Origin of the sequence: Streptomyces sp. NPDC008092 (assembly GCF_042957285.1) — a bacterium.
Lineage (GTDB): Bacteria > Actinomycetota > Actinomycetes > Streptomycetales > Streptomycetaceae > Streptomyces.
Genome location: NZ_JBIBHY010000012.1, coordinates 147,846 through 169,202 on the forward strand (window position 1 = coordinate 147,846; position 21,357 = coordinate 169,202).

Annotated in this window: 17 protein-coding genes; 10 read left to right on the top strand and 7 right to left on the bottom strand. The window is 73.1% G+C overall.

Translation table 11 applies throughout. The features are described 5' to 3' along the window. Positions 1–58 precede the first annotated feature (58 nt). A complete protein-coding gene (locus tag ACFZB3_RS34450; protein WP_391382895.1) occupies positions 59–4,453 on the top strand; it encodes an FtsK/SpoIIIE domain-containing protein in 4,395 nt (1,464 codons plus the stop codon). Between the two features lie 150 nt (positions 4,454–4,603). Here the strand turns inward: ACFZB3_RS34450 and ACFZB3_RS34455 are convergent, their stop codons facing one another. Both ACFZB3_RS34455 and ACFZB3_RS34460 read right to left on the bottom strand, forming a co-directional pair. Next, complete coding sequence (locus tag ACFZB3_RS34455) at positions 4,604–5,251, bottom strand: hypothetical protein (protein ID WP_391382477.1); 648 nt, start codon at positions 5,249–5,251, stop codon at positions 4,604–4,606. A 59-nt stretch (positions 5,252–5,310) separates the two neighbouring features. Continuing rightward, on the bottom strand, positions 5,311–5,604 hold the full coding sequence (locus ACFZB3_RS34460; protein ID WP_361300917.1) for a hypothetical protein: 294 nt from the start codon (positions 5,602–5,604) through the stop codon (positions 5,311–5,313). 167 nt (positions 5,605–5,771) lie between these two features. Here ACFZB3_RS34460 and ACFZB3_RS34465 point away from each other — a divergent pair, with 167 nt between their 5' ends. Beyond that, on the top strand, positions 5,772–6,461 hold the full coding sequence (locus ACFZB3_RS34465; protein WP_391382479.1) for a hypothetical protein: 690 nt from the start codon (positions 5,772–5,774) through the stop codon (positions 6,459–6,461). A gap of 89 nt (positions 6,462–6,550) precedes the next feature. Here ACFZB3_RS34465 and ACFZB3_RS34470 read toward each other — a convergent pair whose 3' ends face one another. After that, on the bottom strand, positions 6,551–7,156 hold the full coding sequence (locus ACFZB3_RS34470; protein ID WP_391382481.1) for a GPP34 family phosphoprotein: 606 nt from the start codon (positions 7,154–7,156) through the stop codon (positions 6,551–6,553). 288 nt (positions 7,157–7,444) lie between these two features. Between ACFZB3_RS34470 and ACFZB3_RS34475 the strand changes: the two genes are divergently transcribed. Then, the gene (locus ACFZB3_RS34475; protein ID WP_391382483.1) at positions 7,445–8,299 is read left to right on the top strand and encodes a PaaX family transcriptional regulator C-terminal domain-containing protein; all 855 of its coding nucleotides are present in this window, start codon (positions 7,445–7,447) and stop codon (positions 8,297–8,299) included. A gap of 31 nt (positions 8,300–8,330) precedes the next feature. Here ACFZB3_RS34475 and ACFZB3_RS34480 read toward each other — a convergent pair whose 3' ends face one another. Continuing rightward, positions 8,331–8,744 carry a Rid family hydrolase gene (locus ACFZB3_RS34480; RefSeq protein ID WP_391382485.1) on the bottom strand — a complete coding sequence of 138 codons (414 nt, stop codon included), beginning with the start codon at positions 8,742–8,744 and terminating at the stop codon, positions 8,331–8,333. Positions 8,745–8,884: 140 nt separating this feature from the next. Here ACFZB3_RS34480 and ACFZB3_RS34485 point away from each other — a divergent pair, with 140 nt between their 5' ends. The 4 genes from ACFZB3_RS34485 to ACFZB3_RS34500 are packed head-to-tail and all read left to right on the top strand — an operon-like array spanning position 8,885 to position 14,406. Continuing rightward, positions 8,885–9,367: a cupin domain-containing protein gene (locus tag ACFZB3_RS34485; RefSeq protein ID WP_391382487.1), complete on the top strand. Its 483-nt coding sequence runs from the start codon at positions 8,885–8,887 to the stop codon at positions 9,365–9,367. After that, on the top strand, positions 9,364–10,299 hold the full coding sequence (locus ACFZB3_RS34490; RefSeq protein WP_391382490.1) for an acyl-CoA thioesterase domain-containing protein: 936 nt from the start codon (positions 9,364–9,366) through the stop codon (positions 10,297–10,299). Before ACFZB3_RS34485 ends, ACFZB3_RS34490 begins: the two co-directional genes overlap by 4 nt. A 46-nt stretch (positions 10,300–10,345) precedes the next feature. Beyond that, the gene (locus tag ACFZB3_RS34495; RefSeq protein WP_391382492.1) at positions 10,346–12,025 is read left to right on the top strand and encodes an AMP-binding protein; all 1,680 of its coding nucleotides are present in this window, start codon (positions 10,346–10,348) and stop codon (positions 12,023–12,025) included. Beyond that, on the top strand, positions 12,022–14,406 hold the full coding sequence (locus ACFZB3_RS34500; protein ID WP_391382494.1) for a bifunctional salicylyl-CoA 5-hydroxylase/oxidoreductase: 2,385 nt from the start codon (positions 12,022–12,024) through the stop codon (positions 14,404–14,406). The genes ACFZB3_RS34495 and ACFZB3_RS34500 overlap by 4 nt, the downstream gene beginning before the upstream one ends. Before the next feature lie 2 nt (positions 14,407–14,408). Here the strand turns inward: ACFZB3_RS34500 and ACFZB3_RS34505 are convergent, their stop codons facing one another. Next, positions 14,409–15,896, bottom strand: coding sequence for an ATP-binding protein (locus ACFZB3_RS34505; RefSeq protein ID WP_391382496.1), 1,488 nt, complete (start codon positions 15,894–15,896; stop codon positions 14,409–14,411). Then, positions 15,893–16,624 (bottom strand): winged helix-turn-helix domain-containing protein, encoded by a 732-nt coding sequence (locus ACFZB3_RS34510; protein WP_391382498.1) that lies wholly within the window; start codon positions 16,622–16,624, stop codon positions 15,893–15,895. Before ACFZB3_RS34510 ends, ACFZB3_RS34505 begins: the two co-directional genes overlap by 4 nt. Positions 16,625–17,018: 394 nt before the next feature. On the opposite strand from ACFZB3_RS34510, the gene ACFZB3_RS34515 reads away from it, so the two are divergent. Continuing rightward, positions 17,019–17,540: a transglycosylase SLT domain-containing protein gene (locus ACFZB3_RS34515; protein WP_391382501.1), complete on the top strand. Its 522-nt coding sequence runs from the start codon at positions 17,019–17,021 to the stop codon at positions 17,538–17,540. A 34-nt stretch (positions 17,541–17,574) separates the two neighbouring features. On the opposite strand, the gene ACFZB3_RS34520 is transcribed toward ACFZB3_RS34515, so the two are convergent. Next, positions 17,575–19,026 (bottom strand): cytosine permease, encoded by a 1,452-nt coding sequence (locus ACFZB3_RS34520; protein WP_391382503.1) that lies wholly within the window; start codon positions 19,024–19,026, stop codon positions 17,575–17,577. Between the two features lie 261 nt (positions 19,027–19,287). On the opposite strand from ACFZB3_RS34520, the gene ACFZB3_RS34525 reads away from it, so the two are divergent. Both ACFZB3_RS34525 and ACFZB3_RS34530 read left to right on the top strand, forming a co-directional pair. Then, positions 19,288–20,091 carry a serine hydrolase gene (locus tag ACFZB3_RS34525; protein WP_391382505.1) on the top strand — a complete coding sequence of 268 codons (804 nt, stop codon included), beginning with the start codon at positions 19,288–19,290 and terminating at the stop codon, positions 20,089–20,091. 62 nt (positions 20,092–20,153) lie between these two features. Next, positions 20,154–21,356, top strand: coding sequence for an AI-2E family transporter (locus ACFZB3_RS34530; RefSeq protein WP_391382507.1), 1,203 nt, complete (start codon positions 20,154–20,156; stop codon positions 21,354–21,356). The last annotated feature ends 1 nt before the right edge of the window (position 21,357 follow it).

Sequence of the window (21,357 nt, forward strand, 5' to 3'; positions counted from 1 at the left end):
GCGGTGCCGTACCCACCTCCACCCGAGCTCCACACGAGAAGGACGATGAGCAGTGCGATTGACCGTCAGCGTGCGTGACCCGCAGGTCGAGGGGGTGTCCGCCACCGTCGCCGTGGAAACCGAACCGTCCGCGCAGACGGGCAGGTTCGCGGCCGAGCTGGCCCGGGCCGTCGGGTATGCCGACGCGGCCGCGGGGGAGCCGTCCCTCTACATCGGCTCGGCCCCCGTCGACCCGGACACCACCCTCCAGGGCGCCGGTGTCCGGGACGGCATGGACCTCGGGCTCGGCGCTCCCCTTCCCCGGGAGCCCGAGCCCGAGGGCCGTACCGAGGTCCGCCTGGTGTCGGGCCCCGGCGCCGGAACCGTCTTCCGGCTGGTCCCCGGCGACTACGACATCGGCAGCGGCCCCCTGTGCCGGATCCGCCTCGCCGCCGGCGCCCCGCCGCTCGCGGCCCGGATCCGGGTCCGCCTCGACGGCGGCGCCGAACTCCTCATGGCCGACGGGGCGTTGCTCGACGGCAAGCCCGCGCAGGACCCCGGCCCGTGGCGAGAGGGCAGCCAACTGGCCGTCGGCGAAACCCTGCTGGAGCTGACCTCGCGCCCGACGGCCCGCGCCCCGCTGACCCCGGCCCAGGACGGTCTCGGCCTGGAGTTCAACCGGCCGCCCAGGTTCCTGCCGCCCGCCGCGGGCGCCAAGTTCCGGCTGCCCGCCCCGCCGGTCAAGCCCGACAAACGGCCCATCCCGCTGCTGCCGATCCTGCTGCTGCCCGCCGGCAGCGCCGCGATCGCCATCTTCGTCACCCACCGCTGGTCCTTCGTCTTCATCGCCCTGCTCTCCCCGATCGCCGCCCTGGTCACCCAGTTCGGCGGCCGCAAGCAGGCGATGCTCAAGTACCTGGAGAAGAAGGAGGAGTACGACCAGGCGCTGGCCCGGGTGCGCGCGGACATCGACGCCGCCGTACTGGAGGAGCAGCACAACCTGCGGCTGTCGCTGCCCGATCCGGCGACCCTGCTGCAGATGGCGGTGCAGCCCTCGGAGCGGCTGTGGGAACGCCGTTGGCAGGACCCCGACTTCCTCACCGTACGGGTCGGCACCACCGACCTGCCCTCGTCGGTGAGCGTCGACGACCCCGAGCAGGACGAGCACCGGCGCTCCACCGTGCCGTGGCTCAACCAGGTGCCGGTCTCCGTGGCGCTGCGCCGGGCCGGTGTCGCGGGCGTCGCCGGACCGGGCGCGACCCGGCTGGCCGGCTGGCTGACCGCCCAGGCCGCGGCCCTGCACAGCCCCACCGACCTGCGGATCGTCGTCCTCGCCGGACCGGACGGCGAACGCGACTGGTCCTGGACCCGCTGGCTGCCCCACACCCAGGCCCAGGGCGAGGACGCCTACGCCCTGATCGGCTCCACCGCCGACTCCCTGGCCCGCCGCATCGGCGAACTCGGCCAGCTCGTCGCCTCCCGCACGGCCGCGGGACCCGACGTCGTCCGCGGCGGCGCCAACGGCTACCCGGACGTCCTCGTCGTCCTCGAACAGGCCCGCCGGGCCCGCTCGTTGCCGGGCGTCATCGCGCTGCTGCGGGACGGCCCGTCCGTGGGCGTGCACACGATCTGCATCGACCGCGAGGAGCGGCTGCTGCCCGAGGAGTGCGGCGCCGTCGTCGTCACCGAACCGGGCGCCACCACCTCCCGGGTGCGCACCGGCTCCGGCGCCGCCCTGGAGAACGTCCGCAGCGACTCGCCCGAGCCCGACTGGTACGAGCACTTCGCCCGCGCCCTGGCCCCGCTGCGCGGGGTCGGCGACAGCGACGAGAGCGCCCTGCCCGGCTCCGTACGCCTGCTGGACCTGCTGCACATCGAACCGCCCACCGCCGAGGCCGTGGTGGCCGGCTGGTCGCTGGGCGGCCGCAGCACCCGCGCCCTGCTCGGCATCGGCTACGACGGCGAGTTCGCCGTCGACCTGGTCCGCGACGGCCCGCACGCCCTGATCGCCGGCACCACCGGCTCCGGCAAGTCCGAGCTGCTGCAGACCCTGGTCGCCACCCTCGCCGTGGTCAACCGGCCCGACGAGATGACGTTCGTCCTCGTCGACTACAAGGGCGGCAGCGCCTTCGCCGAATGCGCCGACCTGCCGCACACCGTCGGCCTGGTCACCGACCTCGACACCCGGCTCGTGGAGCGGGCCCTGGTCTCCCTCGGCGCCGAACTGCGCCGCCGCGAGACCCAGTTGGCGCAGGCCGCCGCCAAGGACATCGAGGACTACCTCGACAAGCGCGCCCGCGGCGGCAACGTGCTGCCCCCGCTGCCCCGACTGCTGCTGGTCATCGACGAGTTCGCGTCCATGGCGCGGGAACTGCCCGAGTTCATCTCCGGGTTGGTCAACATCGCGCAGCGCGGCCGCTCGCTCGGCATCCACCTGGTGCTGGCCACCCAGCGGCCCGGCGGCGCGGTCACCCCGGACATCCGCGCCAACACCAACCTGCGGATCGCGCTGCGCACCACCGACACCAGCGAGAGCCGCGACATCATCGACGCCCCCGACTCCGGGGACATCTCGCCCGCCAACCCGGGCCGCGCCTACGCCCGGCTCGGTCCCTCGGCCCTGCTGCCGTTCCAGTCGGGCCGCGTCGGCGGCCGGCGCCCGGGCGGTCAGGCCGCCGTGGGGACCGAGGTGTCCGTCCGCGCGGAGACGGTGACCTGGCAGAACCTCGGCGGCCCGGTGCCGGCCGCCCGCTCCCGGGGCGGCTCGGGCGCGGCACAGACCGAGGCCGTCACCGACCTGGCCGTCCTCGCCGGAGCCGTCGCCCAGGCGGCCCGCCTCGCCGAGGTGCCGCGCCAGCCCAGCCCCTGGCTGCCGCCGCTGCCCGCCGTGCTCGCGTGGACGCCGCCGCCCGCGCCGAAGCCCACCGCCGAGCGGGAAGCGGGCCTGCCCGCCGTGGAGTACGGCGTGGTCGACCTGCCCGCCCAGCAGACCCGCGTCCCGCTGGTCCTCGACCTCGACCGGGCCGGCCACCTGCACATCGTCGGCTCGCCCCGCAGCGGCCGCTCCCAGACCCTGCGCACCCTGGCCGCCGTCCTCGCCCAGGCCCACGGCGCCGACGACGTCCACCTGTACGGCATCGACTGCGGCAACGGCGCGCTCAACGCCCTGACGGCGCTGCCGCACTGCGGTGCCGTCGTCGACCGCAACCAGACGGAGCGCCTCGGCCGCCTCCTGGACCGACTCGGCGCCGAACTCACCGCCCGCCAGAGCATCCTGGGCGCCCGGGGCACGGCCGACCTGACCGAACTGCGCCTGGCCCAGCCCGCCGAGGAGCGGCTCGCCCACATCGTGCTGATGGTCGACCGGTTCGAGGTCTTCGAGCGCGAGTTCACCCAGTACGACAACGGCAGCTACATGGAGCGCATGATCCGGCTGCTGCGCGACGGCGCCGGCGTCGGCATCCACGTGGTGCTCGCCGGTGACCGGGTGCTGGGCAGCAGCAGGTTCTCCGGCACCACCGAGGACAAGATCGTCCTCAGGCTCAACGACCGGCAGGACTACTCCAGCGTGGGCATCCCCGGCAAGTCCGCGCCGACCGACCCCGCACCTGGCCGCGGCATCCGCACCCAGGACCTCAGCGAGGCGCAGATCGCGGTGCTCGGCGAGGACCTGGCCGGCACCGCGCAGGCCGAGGTCCTGGCCGCCCTCGGCCGGGAGCTGACCGAACGCGAGGCCCCGGTCCCCGCCGCACGCCGCCCGATCCGCCTCGACGTGCTCCCCGACCGGATCACGTACGCCGACGCCCTCGCCCTGCACACCCGGGGCGGTCCCATGCGGCCCCTGGTGGCCGTCGGCGGCGACACGCTCACCTCGCTCTCCCCGGACCTGGCGGACGTGCCCACGTTCGTGATCGCCGGGCCGCCGCGCACCGGCCGCAGCACCGCCCTGCTCACCGCGGCGGAGTCCCTGCTGGCGGCGGGCGCCGGCCTCATCGTGCTCGCCCCCCGGCGCTCGCCGCTACGGCAGCTGAACGGACGGCCCGGCGTGGCCGCCCTCATCACCGACGCCGAGGTGAGCGCACAGGAGTTCCGGCAGGCGCTCGGCAACGTGCCGGAGGAGCAGGGCGTGATCGTCGTGGACGACGCCGAACTGTTCATGGGCGCCGAGATCGACCCCGACCTCGCGCTGCTCGCCCGCGGCGGCGCCGGCACCGGCTGGGGCGTCCTCGCGGCCGGCAACGCCGAGTCGCTGGCGCTGAGTCTGGCCGGCTGGATGGGCCAGGTGAAGCGCAACCGCACCGGGATGCTGCTCTCCCCGCAGGGGCTGAGCGACGGCGAGGTCATCGGCGTCAAGCTGACCCGGGGCGTCGTCGGACAGGCGCCGCAGCCGGGCCGGGGCCTGCTGCACCTGGGCGACGGAACGCTGCGGACGGTGCAGGTCCCGTTCCTGGAGGCGCTCGCAGGGGACCTCTGAAGCCGGGAGGCGCGCCCCCGCTTCCCCCGTCTGGGGGCGCGCCTCCCCCTGCCCGCGGGACCGGCCGGACGGCGGGTCCCGCGGAAGGGCGAAGGGCGGCCGGACCGTGGGGGTCCGGCCGCCCTTCGGCACGCGGCGGTACGGCGTAGGTCAGGCGGCGACGCCGTCGCCCCCGGCGCCGCCCGGGGCGACCTGGACGCCGTCCTCCGTCACGAAGCGGAACGTGCTGGTGATGGCGTCGAAGAGGTCGTACACCTCGTTCTTCAACGGCAGGTTGGGGCTGGCGAGGGTCACCACGAGGAAGTCCTCGGTGCTGCCGGGCACCGGCATCATCGTGTGCATCGTGAGCAGCTTGACGTCGATGTCCCCGGTCAGCCGGGTCACCTCGGTGCCGGTGACCCGGGCCACCGTGCCCACGTGGGGCACCTTCGCCGAGGCGATGACCCGGTCCTTCGGCGCCACACCGGTCGCCGAGGAGACCCCGAGCCGCGCGGACAGCACGGGCAGCGTGAGCTCCTCGCCCTCGGGCGTGCTGACGGCGAAGACCATGCCGTACGCCATGAAGAGGCCCTCGGTGTACATCGTCGCCGTGCCCGCGGCCAGCAGCGCCCCGTGGCGGCGGGCCACCCGGGTCACCTCCCGGCCCTGCCGGAACATGTCGTTGATCCGTGCCTTCTCGCGCGGGTCGTCGGTCGCGGCGAGGGCCTGGGCGCGGGTCCTGGCCAGTTCCTCGCCGCTCAGGTCCACCTGCTGCCACTGGTCCGGTATGTCCAGCAGGAATCGTTGTGCTGTGCTCATCGGTCGGCCGTCGCCTTCGGGGGTGGTGTCGGGCAGGTCGGGGGATGCGCCGGGCGGGTTCACTTGCCCTTGCCGTCGTCGAGGTTGGAGACCGCGTCCTGGTCGGTCTTCTCGAAGGAGTCCAGGATGTTGCCGATGGCGTCCCGGATGCCCTGCACCTGCTTCTGGAGCTGGTGCTTGCCGTCCTCCCACCGGTCTTCGAAGTTCTGTGCGGAGCCGTGGGAGAGCTCGGGCCCGAACGCGGCATCGAAGTCGAACGTGTGGTGTCCGATGTCGATGAAGTCGTGCACGAAGCCCAGCATGTCCTGGGCCTCCTTGAGTTCACTCCCGGGGATGTTGACGTCCGACGCCACTGCGGGCCCCCGTTCCTGTTGCGGTGAGGATTCGTCTCTGCGGGGAACACGAGGCCGGCGGCCCAAAACGTTCACCCCGCACGGACGGTCCGCGTGACCCGCCCGAGCGGTCCCGCGTGGCGCGGGCGGCATTGAACCCTTGCCGGTGCCTGTGTCGTGTAGCAGGCATGACCTCGCTCCTCACCCGGCCGCCGTCCCGCGGCGGTGCCGCACGCCGTGCCGTCGTCGCCTCCGCTCTCGCCCTCTGCGCGGCGGCGAGCCTCACGGCCTGCGGCAAGACGATCACCATCGGCGACAGCTCGTCCCCGGCCTCCTCGGCCACCCCGTCGCCGTCCCCGTCCGCCGCGGCCGCCTCCTCCACCACCACGGCTCCGGCCCAGGGCTCGGGCAACTCGGCGCTCCAGGTCGTCGACTCCACCGCACAGGACGCCGGTCTCAGCGGCACCGGCGGGACCGTGGTCGGAGCGGCCGTGCAGGAAGCGCCGCCCAAGTGGGTGCAGTTGTCCGCGGTGACCTCCGCGTCGCTGTCCGCGGCACACCTGATCAACATCAACCAGGCGGCGCTGTACCGCTTCGACGACGACACCGCCGACCCGTCGAAGTCGTCCTGCACCGGTGCCTGCGCGGTGAAGTGGCCGCCCGTGACGATCCAGGAGGGCGGCAACGTCTACCTGGCGGGCGTGAACCCGAAGGAGGTCGGGGCCATCCGGCGTCCGGACGGCCAGGTCCAGATCACCGTCGGCGGCTGGCCCGTCTACCGCTTCTCGGGCGACAGCAGGCCGGGCGACCTGAACGGCCAGGGGCTCGACGGCAAGTGGTTCGCGGTCGGGCCGACCGGGGAGAAGGCGACCCGGTAGCGGGCGGAACGGTGGCGCCGCGGGGGCGGGACGGCAGCCCGACAGCGATCACGAGCGATCGGGGTGGCGCCGCCCGGCAGCGGCGACCGTCACAGGCCGCGCCAGACGTTGTCGAACGCGGCGTCCTCGATCTCCCGCCGCTGGCGTACGGCGGCCAGCTCCGTCACGGCGTCGTCCACGGCGGCCACCACCGTCACGATCGCGTCGGAGACCGCACTCGCGAGGTCCTTGGCCGCCTCGTCCCGGATCCCCACCGCGGCCGCGAGGGCGGCGAGCACCGGTTCGCCCGTCGCCCAGCGCTCGTGCGCCCGCGCGCGCTCGGGCGAGTCGGCGGCCTCCGTCCGCCCGGTCGGCAGCGACAGCCAGCGCCGCCGCTGCTGGGCGACGGTCCCGTCCGCCTCCAGGGCCTCCAGATAGGCGGCGCCCAGGCCGCGGCCCCGCCGCCACAGCCAGTCCTCGACCGACTCGTACGGCGTCTCCCGGCGCAGCGCCGCCACCGCCTCGTCGAGGAGCCGGTCGTCCGCCCCGCCCGCCGGTGCGGGCACGATGAGCTCGTCGTCGAGCGTGACCGCCCCGGCGTCGATGAGATCGACCAGCTCGGCTCCCGCGAGCGCCAGCGAGAGGTCACCCTGCTCGACGGGCCGTGCGGCGGCGTCGTACACGGTGACGAGGAACAGGTCCCGGGGTGTGGTCATGACGGACTCCCCAACAGAGACGGCGAAGGCACCGGAGATATCTGAAGCACTAGAGGTATCAGAGGTATCGAGACGTGTCAGGGACAACGACGGCGCCGCTCCGTTCGATGCCCGGTCGGACGCCGCCGCCCGTGCCGTACCACCACCCTGTGCCGTCCGCGGGCGGCCCGCGGCACGACCTGGGCGCGCCGGCCCCGGAGCACCGGTCCGCGCCGCCGGTGCCGCTCCCGCACGCGCGATAGGCTGCTGCGCGATCAGAGGGGTGACGTCGGCCGGAGGTGGGTGGACATGACAGCGCACGTCGAGCCGTCGGCCGCCGTCGGCGCGGGCGGCCGGGACAGCCGGCTGGGCCCGCTGATCATCACCCTCTTCGCGCTGTACGCGCGCCGCGAGCACAACTGGCTCTCCGTCGCCTCCGTGATACGCCTCATGGCCGACCTCGGGGTGGAGGGGCAGGCCGTGCGCTCGGCGGTGTCCCGGCTGAAGCGGCGCGGGGTGCTGCGCGGGGAGCGCCACGAGGGCGCCGCCGGATACGCCGTCTCCGAGGGCACCCTGGAGGTGCTGGAGGACGGCGACGTGCGCATCTTCGAGCGGAACCGGGCCGCGGCCGGCGACGGCTGGCTCGTCGTCGTGTTCTCCGTGCCCGAGTCCGAACGCGACAAGCGCCACGCCCTGCGCACCGCCCTGACCCGCCTCGGCTTCGGCACCGCGGCCCCCGGGGTGTGGGTGGCGCCCGGCATCCTGGCCGACGAGACCCGCCGCACCCTGCAGCGCCTCGGGCTGACCCCGTACGTGGACATCTTCACCGGCGACCACTTCGCCTTCGGCGACCTGTCGGTGAAGGTCCGCGAGTGGTGGGACCTCGACGAGCTGACCGCGCTCTACGCGGACTTCCTGGAGCGGTACCGGCCGGTGCGCGAGCGGGCCGCGGCGGGGGAGATCCCGGCCCGGGAGGCGTTCGGGATCTATCTGCCGATGCTCACCGAGTGGCGCCGGCTCCCGTACCGCGACCCCGGGCTGCCGCTGTCCCTGCTGCCGCCGGGCTGGATGGGCGAAACCGCCGGCGCGCTCTTCGAGGAGCTCGACAGGACCCTCCGGGAGCCCGCCCGCGCACACGCCCTGGCGGTCATACACACCCGGTAGGGCGCCCGGCACCCGGCGCCCGGCCCGGGGCCTACGGCGTGATCAGCCGCTCCTCCGGGATCACCGCCACGCCGAGGATCTCGATCATCGCCTCCGGCTGCCAGAGCGCGGTGCAGCCGATGCCGGCCATCGCCGGGTACACCGGCCCCGCCAGCTCCCGCCACACCCTGCCGATCTCCTTGCCGTGGGCCTGGTAGTCGGGGATGTCGGTGAGGTAGATCGTCACGCTCACCAGGTCCTCCGGCTCGCCTCCGGCCGCCCGCAGGGTGGTCAGCACGTTGCCGAACGCCTGCCGGAACTGCTCGACGATGCCACCCGGAACGATCTTCATGTCGGCGTCGAGCGCGGTCTGGCCGCCCAGGTGGAGGGTGTTCCCCGCGAGCGTCCCGTGCGAGTAGCCGCTCGGCGCGGGCAGGTCGGGCGGGTTCACGGCGACGGGAGTCATCAGGCCTCCGGTTCGGTGGGGTCCGGCGCCGGCCGCACGGCCGGGCGTATTGACAATAAATGACGCCCGTGAAAAATACGAGATAGAGCGCGCGGTCCGGTTCCGGACCCCGGCGAGCCCACGGAAACGGAGTCGATTCCATGGAGCCTGACCTCGGCAAGCACCGGCCCGAGGGCGACAACGCGATGTACCGGCTGCCCAGCGGCCTGGTCGCCCCGGTCGTGACCCGGGCCGGCCAGGAGGACGTCAACACCGCCGACTCGGGCGGCGCCGTCCGCGTGTCGGGCGTCAGCGCCCGGCACACCCCGGCGCGCCGCCTGTGGTACGGCAAGGTCAGCAACGAGCCCGGCTACCGCTCGGTCTCCCACCACCACGGCGAGGCGGAGACCGGCGGCTACGTGCTGTCCGGCCGGGCCCGGATCTACTTCGGCGAGAAGTTCGAGGACTACCTCGACATGGAGGAGGGCGACTGGGTCTTCGTCCCGCCGTTCATGCCGCACGTCGAGTGCAACCTGTCCCGCACCAGGCCGCTGGTGTGGATGACCACCCGGACCCCGGACAACATCGTGGTGAACCTGCCCGACGTGGCCGACACCGACCTGCGCGACTGGCTGAACCGGTGACCGCCGCCCCGCCCGGCCCGGCCGACTCGTCCGGCGGGACCGCCCCGACCTCCGCGATCGTCACCGCCGCCCTCACCCTCAAGCCCGCCCCGCCCGAGCACTTCGACCTCGCCTTCACCGCCACCACCCAGCCCTGCCCCTGGCCCAAGGCCTACGGCGGCGACCTCGTCGCCCAGGCCGCCGCCGCGGCGATGCGCTCGGTGACCGACGGCAAGACGCTGCACTCCATGCACAGCTACTTCCTGCGCCCGGCCGACATCGGCGCCGAGGTCCGCTACGAGGTCGAGGTGCTGCGCGACGGCCGCGGCTACAGCACCCGCCAGGTGCGCGGCTACCAGAACGGCAAGGTGCTGTACGTCTGCCTCGCCAACTTCGCCGCGGGCGAGCCCGGTTCGGCCTTCCACGCCGAGTTCCCCGCGGACGTCCCGGAACCCGAGACCCTGCCCGGCTCGGCCGCGTACCTCGCCGACCGCACCGGCGGCACCATGACCGACGGGTCCAAGGCCTACTGGAGCGGCGGCCGCGGCTTCGACATGCGCCACGTGCCCGGCCCCGTCTACCTCACCGTCGACGGCGCACGACTGCCCCACCAGGCCGTCTGGGTACGGCCGTTCGACGCGCTCCGCCCCGTCGAGGGACTCACCGACGCCCAGCGCGACCTCGCCGCCCTCGCCTACGTCTGCGACTACACCGTCCTCGAACCCGTCCTGCGCGTCCTCGGCCTGGCCTGGGCCGACCCCGGCCTGGTCACCGCCAGCCTCGACCACGCCATGTGGTTCCACCGTCCCGCACCGGCCGGCGACTGGCTGCTCTACGCCCAGGAGGCGGTGGCCGCCGACGCGGGCCGCGGACTGGGCAGCGGCCGCTTCTTCACCCGCGACCACCGCCACCTGGCCACCGTGGTCCAGGAGGGCATGATCCGTCCCGCCTGAGCCGCCCGCCGCACACCACCGGCGGGCTCCCGGAAGGAACCCCGCGTTGGCTCTTCCGCTCTCACCCACCTCGCACCTGGACACCTTCGCCCGGGACCACCTCCCGCCCGCCGGACAGTGGCCCACCATCGAGTTCACCACCCCCGAACTGGCCTACCCGGACCGCCTCAACGCGGCCGGCGAACTCATCGACGCGGCCGTCGAGCGGTACGGCCCCGACCGCCCCGCCCTGCGCACCCCGGCCGGGGAGCTGTGGACCTACGGCGAACTGCGCACCCGCGCCAACCAGGTCGCCCAGGTGCTGACCGCGGACCTGGACCTGGTGCCCGGGCAGCGCGTCCTGCTGCGCGCGCCCAACACCCCCTGGACGGTGGCCTGCTGGCTTGGTGTCCTGAAGGCAGGCGGGGTGGTGGTCACCACGATGGCCGCGCTGCGCGCCCGGGAGATCGTCCCCGTCGCCGAACGCACCCGCCCCGCGCTCGCCCTCGTGGACCACCGCTTCACCGACGAGCTCCGCACCGCACTGCCCGCCCTGACGGTGGTCGCGTACGGCGGGAGCGGCGACGGCGACCTGGTGGCCCGGTGCGCCGGGAAGTCCGGCGAGTTCACGAACGTCGAGACCGCCGCCGACGACGTGGCACTCCTCGGGCCGACCTCGGGCAGCACCGGCGTCCCCAAGATCACCATGCACTTCCACCGGGACGTCCTCTCCATCGACAACACCTTCGGACGGCACGTGCTGCGCCTGCGGCCGGACGACCTGGTGGCCTGCACCGCGCCGTTCGCCTTCACCTTCGGCCTCGGCATGCTCGTCGTCTTCCCGCTGCGGGCCGGCGCCTGCGCCCTGCTCACGGAGACGGCGACACCGCCCCAGCTCGCCGACCTCGTCGAGAAGCACGGCGTCACCGTCCTCGCCACCGCGCCCACCGCCTACAAGGCGATCGTCCGCGACGGCAGGGAGCGCAAGCTGGTCGGACTGCGGACCGGGGTCTCGGCGGGCGAGCACATACCGCTCACCGTCTGGGAGGAGCTGCGCGACCGCATCGGCCTGAAGGTGATCGACGGCATCGGCGCGACCGAGCTGCTGCACATCTTCATCTCGGCCGCCGGCGACGACATCAGGCCCGGCGCCACCGGCCGCCCGGTGCCCGGCTACCGGGCCGCCGTCCTCGGTCTCGACGGCGAGGAACTCGGCCCGGGGGAGCCCGGGCGGCTCGGCGTCATCGGCCCGGTGGGCTGCCGCTATCTCGACGACAAGCGGCAGCAGGACTACGTCGTGGGCGGCTGGAACGTCACCGGGGACATCTTCCACCGCGACGAGGACGGCTACTTCCACTACCACGCCCGCAGCGACAACATGATCGTCTCCTCCGGGTACAACATCGGCGGTCCCGAGGTGGAGGCCGCCGTCGACACCCACCCGGACGTCGTCGAGTCGGCGGTCGTGGCCCGGCCCGACCCGGAACGCGGCTCGGTCGTGTGCGCCTTCGTGGTGCTGCGCGAGGGCGTCACCGGGGACGCGGCGAAGGCCAGGGAGATCCAGGACCACGTGAAACAGGTCCTGGCGCCCTACAAGTACCCACGGGACGTGCGCTTCCGCGACACCCTGCCGCGCAACACCAGCGGCAAGCTCCAGCGGTTCGCGCTCCGCAGGATCATCGAACAGGAACAGGCCGCCGGGCCCGTCGCCGAGCCGGCCGCCGAGCAGGGAGAGGAACTCCGGTGAAAATCGCGATCATCGGCGGTGGTCCGGGCGGGCTCTACCTCGCGGCCCTGATGAAGCAGCTGGACCCCGCCCACGAGATCACCGTGTGGGAACGCAACGCCCCCGACGACACGTTCGGCTTCGGCGTGGTCTTCTCCGACGAGACGCTCGGCGGCATCGAGAACGCCGACACCGTCTTCGCCGAGGCCATGGCCCGCCGCTTCGCCCGCTGGACGGACATCGACATCCACTACCGCGGCGAGAGCCACACCGTCGGCGGCCAGGGCTTCGCCGCCATGAGCCGCAAGGAACTCCTGCGCCTCCTCCAGGAGCGCTGCCGCGAACTCGGCGTCACCCTGCACTTCTCCACCCCCGCCCCCGAGGTGGCCGCACTGCGCGCCTCGTACGACCTCGTCGTCGGCGCGGACGGCGTCAACTCCGCCGTCCGCACGGCCCACGCGGACGCCTTCGGACCCTCGCTCGACCGGCGGCACAGCAAGTACATGTGGCTGGGCACGGACCGGGTCTTCGAGGCGTTCCAGTTCTTCGTCAAGGAGACCGAGTGGGGGGTCATGCAGGTGCACGGCTACCCCTACTCCGACACCGGCTCGACGTTCATCGTGGAGATGCATGAGGACGTCTGGCGCCGGGCGGGCTTCGACGCCACCGAGGCCACGGAGTTCGCGCCGGGCGCCTCCGACGAACAGGCCGTGGCCCGGGTCCGCGAGCTGTTCGCCGCCGAACTCGACGGGCACCGGGTGTCCGCGAACAACTCCAAGTGGCTCAATTTCACCACCGTACGCAACCAGCGGTGGCACCACGGGAACCTGGTCCTGATCGGCGACGCCGCCCACACCGCCCACTTCTCCATCGGCTCCGGCACCAAGCTGGCCATGGAGGACGCCCTCGCCCTCGCCGCCTGCCTGCACGAACACCCGGACACCGAGAGCGCGTTGACGGCCTACGAGAGCGAGCGCCGGCCGGTGGTGGAGTCCACCCAGCGGGCCGCACAGGCCTCACTGGAGTGGTTCGAGAACATCGGCATGTACGCCCGCCAGGAGCCCACCCAGTTCTGCTTCAACCTCCTCACCCGCTCCCGCCGCATCACCTACGACAACCTGCGCACCCGCGACCCCGAGTTCGCCGACCGCGTCGACACCGCCTTCGCCGCGGCGCAGGGCCTGAGCGGCCGGGCCCCCGCCATGTTCCAGCCGTTCCGCATCGGCCGGCTGGAGCTGAAGAACCGGGTGATCGTCTCCCCGATGGACATGTACTCCGCCGTCGACGGGGTCCCCGGGGACTTTCACCTGGTCCACCTCGGCTCGAAGGCCATGGGCGGGGCGGGCCTGGTGATGACCGAGATGGTCTGCGTCTCGCCCGAGGGGCGGATCACCCCCGGCTGCACCGGCCTGTGGAACGACGCGCAACGCGACTCCTGGACCCGCGTCGTGGACTTCGTGCACACGAACAGCACCGCCCGCATCGGCCTCCAGCTCGGCCACTCCGGCCGCAAGGGCTCGACCCGCCTGATGTGGGAGGGCATGGACGAACCGCTCCCGGACGGCAACTGGGAGACCGTCGGCCCCTCCCCGCTGCCCTACGGCCCCGGCTCACCCGCACCCCGCGAACTCACCCGCGCCGACCTGGACCGGATCAGGGACGAGTTCACGGCCGCGGCCCGGCGCGGCGCGGACGCCGGCTTCGACCTCCTCGAACTCCACTGCGCCCACGGCTACCTGCTCTCCTCGTTCCTCTCGCCGATCGCCAACCACCGCACCGACGCGTACGGCGGTCCGCTGGAGAACCGGCTGCGCTACCCCCTGGAGGTCTTCGACGCCGTCCGCGCCGCCTGGCCCGCCGAGCGCCCCGTGATCGTGCGGATCTCCGCCACCGACTGGATGCCGGACGGCAACACCGAGCACGACGCCGTGGAGATCGCCCGCGCCTTCGTCGCCCACGGCGCGGCCGGCGTCGACGTCTCCACCGGCCAGGTCGCCAAGGACGAGCGGCCCGCCTACGGCCGCTCCTACCAGACCCCCTTCGCCGACCGCATCCGGCACGAGGTCGCCGCCGGAACCGGGGCCGCCGTCATCGCCGTCGGCGCCATCGCCTCCTACGACGACGTCAACTCGATCCTCCTCGCCGGCCGCGCCGACCTGTGCGCCCTGGGCCGTACCCACCTGTACGACCCGCACTGGACCCTGCACGCGGCCGCAGAGCAGGAGTACGCGGGAGCGGCCGCCGACTGGCCCGTCCCGTTCCGGGCCGGCCGCCGCAGGCCGCCCACCGCCCGCACCGACGCCGTACGCCCCCGCCTGTCGCTGCTGCGGGCCGGGCAGGCGGGGGAGAGCGTCCACCTGCGGTGGAAGCCCGCGGGGGAGGAGCTGCCGGCGGCGCGGTGACGTCAGGCCGGGCTCGGGGCACGGCTGCGCGCCGCGGCGAGCGGCAGGGTGACGGTGAACCGGGTGTCGCCGGGGGCGCTGTCCACCTCGATGCGGCCGCCGTGCGCCTGGGTGATCGCGGCCGCGATGGCCAGCCCGAGACCCGCCCCGCCCGCGGCGCCGGGGGCGCGGGAGCGGGAGGCGTCACCCCGGGTGAAGCGGTCGAAGACCGTCGGCAGGAGGTCGCCGGGGATGCCCGGGCCGTCGTCGTGCACGCGGATCGCGCAGTTCCCGTCCGCCGTCTCCACCGTGACGGTGATCCGCGTCCCCGCGGGGGTGTGCGTCCGCGCGTTGGACAGCAGGTTGGCGGCCACCTGGTGCAGCCGGGACGGGTCGCCGGTGACCGTGGCGGGCGCGTCGAGGCACAGCACCAGCTGCCAGTGGTGGCCCGCCCCCGCCGCCCGGGCGTCCCACACCGCGTCCCCGACCAGGGTCGCCAGGTTCACCTCCACCGCCTCCAGCGGCCTGCCCTCTTCGAGCCGGGCGAGCAGCAGCAGGTCCTCGACCAGGCCCGTCATCCGCGCCGACTGGTCGGAGACCCGGCGCCAGGCCAGCTCCGGTTCGATCCTGCGGGAGTCCACGCCCATGAGCATCAGCTCGGCGTACCCGGCGATCGAGGCGAGCGGGGTGCGCAGCTCGTGGCTGGCGTCGGCGAGGAAGCGCCGCATGTGTTCCTCGGCACGCTGCCGTTCCGACAGGGACCACTCCACGTGGTCGATCAGCCGGTTCAGCGCGACGCCGACCTGACCGGCCTCGGTGCCCGGATCGGTGTCCGGCGCCGGCACCCGGGTCAGCCCGCTCACCTCGCCCCGGTCGAGCGGTGCGCGCGAGACCTCGACGGCGGTGGCGGCGACCCGCCGCAGCGGCCGCAGCTGGCGCCGGATCGCCACGGCCGACACCGAACCCGCCAGCACCAGCCCGACCCCGGCGATGCAGGCCTCGATCACGACCAGGGAGTCGATCATGTGCTGCACGCCGGACACGGGCAGCCCGGCCAGCATGGCGGTGCCGCCCTCGGTGACGGCCGTCAGCCGGTAGGCGCCCAGGCCCGGGATCGTCCGGGTGTGCAGGGTGCCGTCCGCCGGGAGACCGCTCAGGGCGGCGCACTGGGCCGCGGTCAGGGAGCGCGGGCCGGTGTCGGTCACCACCTCGGCCGTCGCGATCCCGTCGCCGGTCATGACCGCGGCGAGGGTGCCGGTGTGCTGCCCGCGCTCGTTGAGGAAGCCGAGGCTCGCGCCGGGCGGGGCGTGCTCCCGGCCGCCCTGGCTGTGCTCGGCGGCGTCGGCGACCCGCTGGTCCAGGTCCCGGATCAGGTAGTAGCGCTGCACGAGCACGGTGGCCGCGGCCATCGCCGTGCACACGGCGGCCAGGGTGAGGGAGTGGACGAGGACCATCCGGACCCGCAGCGAGCGCCCGCGCAGCCGGGTGATGGCCCGCCCGAGGGCCGTCATCCCTCGTCGTCCGCCGCTCTGATGACGTACCCGGCGCCGCGCACGGTGTGGATCATCGGCCGGCGCTCCTTGTCGATCTTCGCGCGCAGGCCGTAGACGTACACCTCCACCAGGTTCCCGCTGCCGTCGAACGAGCTGTTCCACACGTGGTCGAGGATCTGCGTCTTGCTGAGCACCTGGCGGGGGTGGTCCATCAGGAACCGCAGCAGGTCGAACTCCTTCGCGGTGAGCGGGACCGGCGTGCCGCCCCGGCGGACCTCGCGGGTCCGTTCCACCAGCACCAGGTCGCCGAGCACCCGCACCCCTTCGTCCGCCGCGGCGGCGGGCCCACCGGCCCCGGAGCGGCGCAGCAGCGCGCGCAGCCGGAGCATCACCTCCTCCAGCGAGAAGGGTTTGGTCACGTAGTCGTCGGCGCCGGTGGCGAGCCCGTCGAGCCGGTGCTCCACGGCGTCCCGGGCGGTCAGCATCAGCACGGGCAGCCTGGCGTTCTCGTACCGCAGCCGGCGCAGCACCTGGATCCCGTCCAGGTCGGGCAGCATGCCGTCCAGCACGACGGCGTGCGGCCCGTGGGCGCGGGCGGTGCGCAGTGCGCCGTACCCGTCGCGCGCCACGAACGGCTGCCAGCCCGCCGCGCTGACGGCGACCGAGAGCAGCTCGGTCAGCTCGGGCTCGTCGTCGACGATCAGCACCCGGATCTCGCCGGGCGCCGGTGTGGGGGTGTCAGACATGCGCGGATGCTCTCGCGGCGGCCTGTACGTGACCTGTGGAGGCCGCCGATCCCGTGCCGCGGACCCCGCGAAAGGGCCCCGGACGCGTGACACCCCCCATAGGAGCCAGATCACATCCTATGCGGCATCGTAGGAACGGAACGCCGTGAACTGCCCATAAGGCACATATAAGCGAGCATTTCGGTCATTGGTTCCTAAGTCGGGTAGTACGTCACATCATTGCCACGCGCTCCGGCGGCCGCTAACCATTGCTGTCGTCGCCGGGAGACGAGCGACGGTCCGAGCGGAAACCCGCCGGGCCCGCCAGCTCCCGCCGGTAGTACGGGCTCCGCCCACCGCCGCCGCGCACCGCGGCCGGCGCCGACGCCGTCCCCCACCGGAGAGTTGCTTTCACATGACCACGATCAACCGCACCCGCATCGCCCGCCTGCGCACCCTCGGCCTGACCGGCCTCGCCACCACGGGCGCCGCGGCCGCCGCCCTCACCCTGATGCCGGCGAACGCACAGGCTGCCGAGATGACGCAGGCGCACACCTCGACCGCGGTCACGGCCTCCTCCGCCGACAGCAGCCGCACCGCCTCGAAGACCGGCTCCGCCAACAACCTCGACGGCTGGATCAAGCAGTCCCTGCAGATCATGAAGTCCAAGGGCATCCCGGGCAGCTACGACGGCCTCAAGCGCAACATCATGCGCGAGTCCGGCGGCAACCCGAGCGCCCAGAACAACTGGGACGTCAACGCGCAGAAGGGCACCCCGTCCAAGGGTCTGCTCCAGGTCATCGACCCCACCTTCAACGCGTACCACGTCGCCGGCACGGCCCACAGCGTCACCGACCCGGTGGCCAACATCACCGCCGCCGCCAACTACGCCGCGCACCGGTACGGCTCCATCGACAACGTCAACTCGGCCTACTGAGCCTGACGGCGATCGGCCGGACCGGAGCCCGGTCCTACGGCTCGCGGTGCTCGTGCGCCGCCTGCTCCAGGGCCGCGGCCTCCGCCTCGGCGATACGGGTCTCCGCCTCGACGTCGATCGACCGGGTCAGCAGCCAGTACAGCAGCGCCGACACCGGCAGACCGACGAACAGCGAGATGTCCGCCCCGTCCAGCGCCTTGGCGGCGGGGCCGACGAAGAGGGTGCCGACCGAGAAGAACGGGATCATGACCGCGAACCCGACCAGGTACGAGACGATCCCCTGCCAGCCCCAGCGGCCGTAGATGCCGTTCGGCTTGAAGATCTCGGCGATCGCGTAGTGCCCCCGGCGCACCACGTAGTAGTCCATCAGGTTGACGGACGTCCACGGGATGAACAGATACAGCACCAGCAGCAGGAAGTTGTTGAAGTTCGTCAGGAAGTTCGTCGTCGCCGCCAGTGCGCCGATCAGTGAGAGCGCCGCGGTCACCACGAGGGTGACCAGGCGCACGGCCAGGGTCGGGCGCACCCGCTTGAACGAGTCGATGGCACTGATCAGGGTCAGTGAGCCGCCGTACATGTTCAGTGCGGTGACGGAGATCAGGCCCAGCGCGGAGAACAGCAGGACGATCGCGCCGAAGCCGTCGAAGACCTTGTCGCCGGCGGCGTTGATCGACGGGATCGTGTCGAAGCTGTCGCCCGCCCAGGCGGCCAGCAGCGTTCCGAGCACCATCAGCCAGATGCCGCCCAGCGCCGAGCCGAAGTAGGTCCAGTAGAACGTCTTGCGGACGGTGACGTCCGGCGGCAGGTAGCGCGAGTAGTCCGAGACGTAGATGGCCCAGCTGATCTGGTAGCCCGCGACCACGCCGAACTGCGCCAGGAACGGCGTGACCTTGAAGGCGCCGAGGTCGAAGGAGCCCGCCGGATAGTGCAGGGTCACCAGGATGCCGATGGTGAAGATCCCGAAGACGACCAGGAACGTGTAGGTCAGGAACCGCTCGGCCTTGTGGATGATGTCGTACCCCACCAGCGCCACGACCAGCGCGACGACGGTGACCACGATCACCCAGAGCTTCACGCCGCCGTGGATCGTGGTGTCCAGGGCCTGGCCGGCCAGCACCGTGTTGAACACGTTGAAGCCCGCGTACTGCACGTACGCGAACAGCCACACCAGCAGCGCCCCGACGTAGCCGAACTGCGGGCGGGACTGGATCATCTGCGGCAGTCCCAGCTGCGGCCCCTGTGCCGAGTGGAACGCCATGAAGAACGTGCCGATCAGCGTGCCCGCGACGATCGCCAGCAGCGACCAGATCAGGTTGCCGCCCTCCGTGATGCTGATCAGCCCCACGGCCAGGGTGGCGATCTGCGCGTTGGACATGAACCACAGCGGACCCAGATGCCACAGCTTGCCGTGCCGCTCGTCCAGCGGCACGTAGTCGATGGACCGGACCTCCAGACCGCTCACCCGCGGTTCCGCCGATGTGCTCATGGCACCTCCCAGGGGCCAGGTCCTGTCACTCCGACCTCATTCTTCCCCCGGACGGAGCCGGATGAGGCATGCGGAATTCACGTTCCGTAAACCGGAAGACACGCCTCGTGCGAGGCGCTGTCGTTCCGCTCACAGCCGGCCCTGTTGTCCTCCTCACATTCGGCCCGTAACCGGTCCGGTCGTGGCGGCCGTCATGTCGCGGGACGGACATTTTGTCTACGTTCGCTGCTCTGTGTCCCCCTCACTGCGAAGGTTCCCGCCATGCTCAACCGAACCCTGTCCGTCGTGGCCACGGTGGTGACCCTCCTCGCCGGAGCCGCGCCGGCGGCCATGGCGGCCGAAGCAGGTTCCGGCTCCGTCGCCTTCCGCACCGCGGTCGGGGCGCCGGGCGCGGCCCAGGTGACCGCCGCCGTCCTCGACCTGGACGGCACCGGCGCGGCGCCCGCCGTCTACGGCGACGACACGCCGTACGACACGGCGAGCATCGTCAAGGTCGACATCCTCGCCGCCATGCTGCTCCACGCGCGGGACCACGGGCGCGCCCTCACCACCCGGGAGAGCGCCGAGGCCGAGGTGATGATCCGCAACAGCGACAACACCGCGGCCACCGCCCTGTGGCGGGCCATCGGCGAGGCCCCCGGCCTGGCGACGGCCAACAAGCGGCTCGGTCTCACCTCGACCCAGGGCGGCCCCGGCGGCCTCTGGGGGCTCACCCGGACCACCGCTGCCGATCAGATACGACTGCTGCGCGCGATCTTCGGCACCGGCCCCACGCCCCTCGACGCGGCGTCCCGGAACCGTATCGGCACCCTGATGAGCGAGATCTCCGCCGGCCAGTCCTGGGGTGTCTCGGCCGCCGCCGACCAGGGGTGGGCGCTGAAGAACGGCTGGCTCATGCGCACCACGACCGGACTGTGGGACATCAACAGCATCGGACGCATCACGACCGGCGGGCACCACTACCTCGTCGCGGTCCTCTCCAACGGCAACGCGTCCATGCCGGACGGCGTGAACCTGGTGGAACGGGCCGTCCGCACCGCCGTCTCCGAGACGGCCGCGCACTGACCCCCTTGGCCCACCGCAACCCGCCCGCCGCCCGAAATGCCCCTAACGTGCATGAGAGGTGAGTGAGGCCGGCAACGGGAGGCACGGTGGCGGGTGCGGGCGGGCCGGCGGCCGGGCGGGGCCGCGCGCGCCGGGCCCACGCCCCGGCACCGGACCGCCGGACCGCACGCGCGACCCGGATCCCCGGACGGCCCCGCGACCCGCGCGCCGCCGCCTCCGTCGGCGCGGTCGTCGTCCCCGCCCTGCGGATCGCCGCCGCCTACGCCTGGCGGCTCATCGCGGTCGGCGTCGTCGTCTACGGCGTCTTCGTCGTCCTCGGCCGCTTCCAGCTGATCGCCGTCGCCGTGTTCCTGGCCCTGGTCGTCACCTCGGTGCTGCGCCCGCTCGCCGACCTGCTGGCCAGGTGGCTCCCCAGACCGCTCTCCGTGGCGGTGAGCCTGGTCGGCAGCATCTGCCTGTTCTTCGGCCTGCTGGCCCTGGTGGGCAACGCGGTCGCGCAGGAGTCGGCGACACTGGCCGACGAGTTCCGCGGCGGCATCCACCGCATCGAGGTCTGGCTGCGGCGCCCGCCCTTCCGGCTCGGGCCGGGCGCCCTGTCGCACCTCCAGCAGCAGATCGTGGACTACATCCAGTCCCACCGCTCCAACCTGGCGAGCCGCGCGCTCAGCGGCTTCGGCACCCTCGTCGAACTGGTCACCGGCGGCGCGCTCGCGCTCTTCACCTCGGTCTTCTTCATCCACTCCGGCGAACGGCTGTGGGCCTGGACGAGCAGCGAACTGCTGCCGGCCGGCGCCCGCGACGCCTGGGACCGGGCGGGGCAGGCGGCCTGGCGGACGTTCGCGGGATACACCCGCGGCATCATCATCGTGGCCGCCGCCAACGCCGTCCTCGTCGGCATCGCCCTGGTCGTGCTGCGGGTGCCGCTCGCGCTGCCGCTCACCCTGCTGGAGTTCTTCGCCGCGTTCGTCCCGCTGGTCGGCTCCCCGGTCGCGCTGAGCGTGGCCACGGTGGTGGCGCTGGCCGGGCGGGGCCCGCTCACGGCCGCCGCCGTCCTCGTCCTCATCGTCGTCATCGGCCAGCTGGAAGGGCATGTGCTGCATCCGCTGGTGATGAGCTGGGCGGTGCGGCTGCACCCCCTCGTCGTCGCCGTGTCCGTGATCGCGGGCAGCATCGTCGCGGGGGTGATCGGCGCCGTCGTGGCCGTGCCGTTCATCTCCGTCGTCTGGGCGGTGGTGCGGGCCCTGCGCCCGGCGCGGCCGCCCTGAC

Excerpts from the sequence above, each read along its gene's own strand:
- ACFZB3_RS34455 (WP_391382477.1), bottom strand. The coding sequence starts at position 5,251 with ATGAGCACAGCACAACGATTCCTGCTGGACATACCGGACCAGTGGCAG.
- ACFZB3_RS34465 (WP_391382479.1), top strand. The coding sequence starts at position 5,772 with ATGACCTCGCTCCTCACCCGGCCGCCGTCCCGCGGCGGTGCCGCACGC.
- ACFZB3_RS34470 (WP_391382481.1), bottom strand. The coding sequence starts at position 7,156 with ATGACCACACCCCGGGACCTGTTCCTCGTCACCGTGTACGACGCCGCC.
- ACFZB3_RS34475 (WP_391382483.1), top strand. The coding sequence starts at position 7,445 with ATGACAGCGCACGTCGAGCCGTCGGCCGCCGTCGGCGCGGGCGGCCGG.
- ACFZB3_RS34480 (WP_391382485.1), bottom strand. The coding sequence starts at position 8,744 with ATGACTCCCGTCGCCGTGAACCCGCCCGACCTGCCCGCGCCGAGCGGC.
- ACFZB3_RS34485 (WP_391382487.1), top strand. The coding sequence starts at position 8,885 with ATGGAGCCTGACCTCGGCAAGCACCGGCCCGAGGGCGACAACGCGATG.
- ACFZB3_RS34505 (WP_391382496.1), bottom strand. The coding sequence starts at position 15,896 with ATGACGGCCCTCGGGCGGGCCATCACCCGGCTGCGCGGGCGCTCGCTG.
- ACFZB3_RS34510 (WP_391382498.1), bottom strand. The coding sequence starts at position 16,624 with ATGTCTGACACCCCCACACCGGCGCCCGGCGAGATCCGGGTGCTGATC.
- ACFZB3_RS34515 (WP_391382501.1), top strand. The coding sequence starts at position 17,019 with ATGACCACGATCAACCGCACCCGCATCGCCCGCCTGCGCACCCTCGGC.
- ACFZB3_RS34520 (WP_391382503.1), bottom strand. The coding sequence starts at position 19,026 with ATGAGCACATCGGCGGAACCGCGGGTGAGCGGTCTGGAGGTCCGGTCC.
- ACFZB3_RS34525 (WP_391382505.1), top strand. The coding sequence starts at position 19,288 with ATGCTCAACCGAACCCTGTCCGTCGTGGCCACGGTGGTGACCCTCCTC.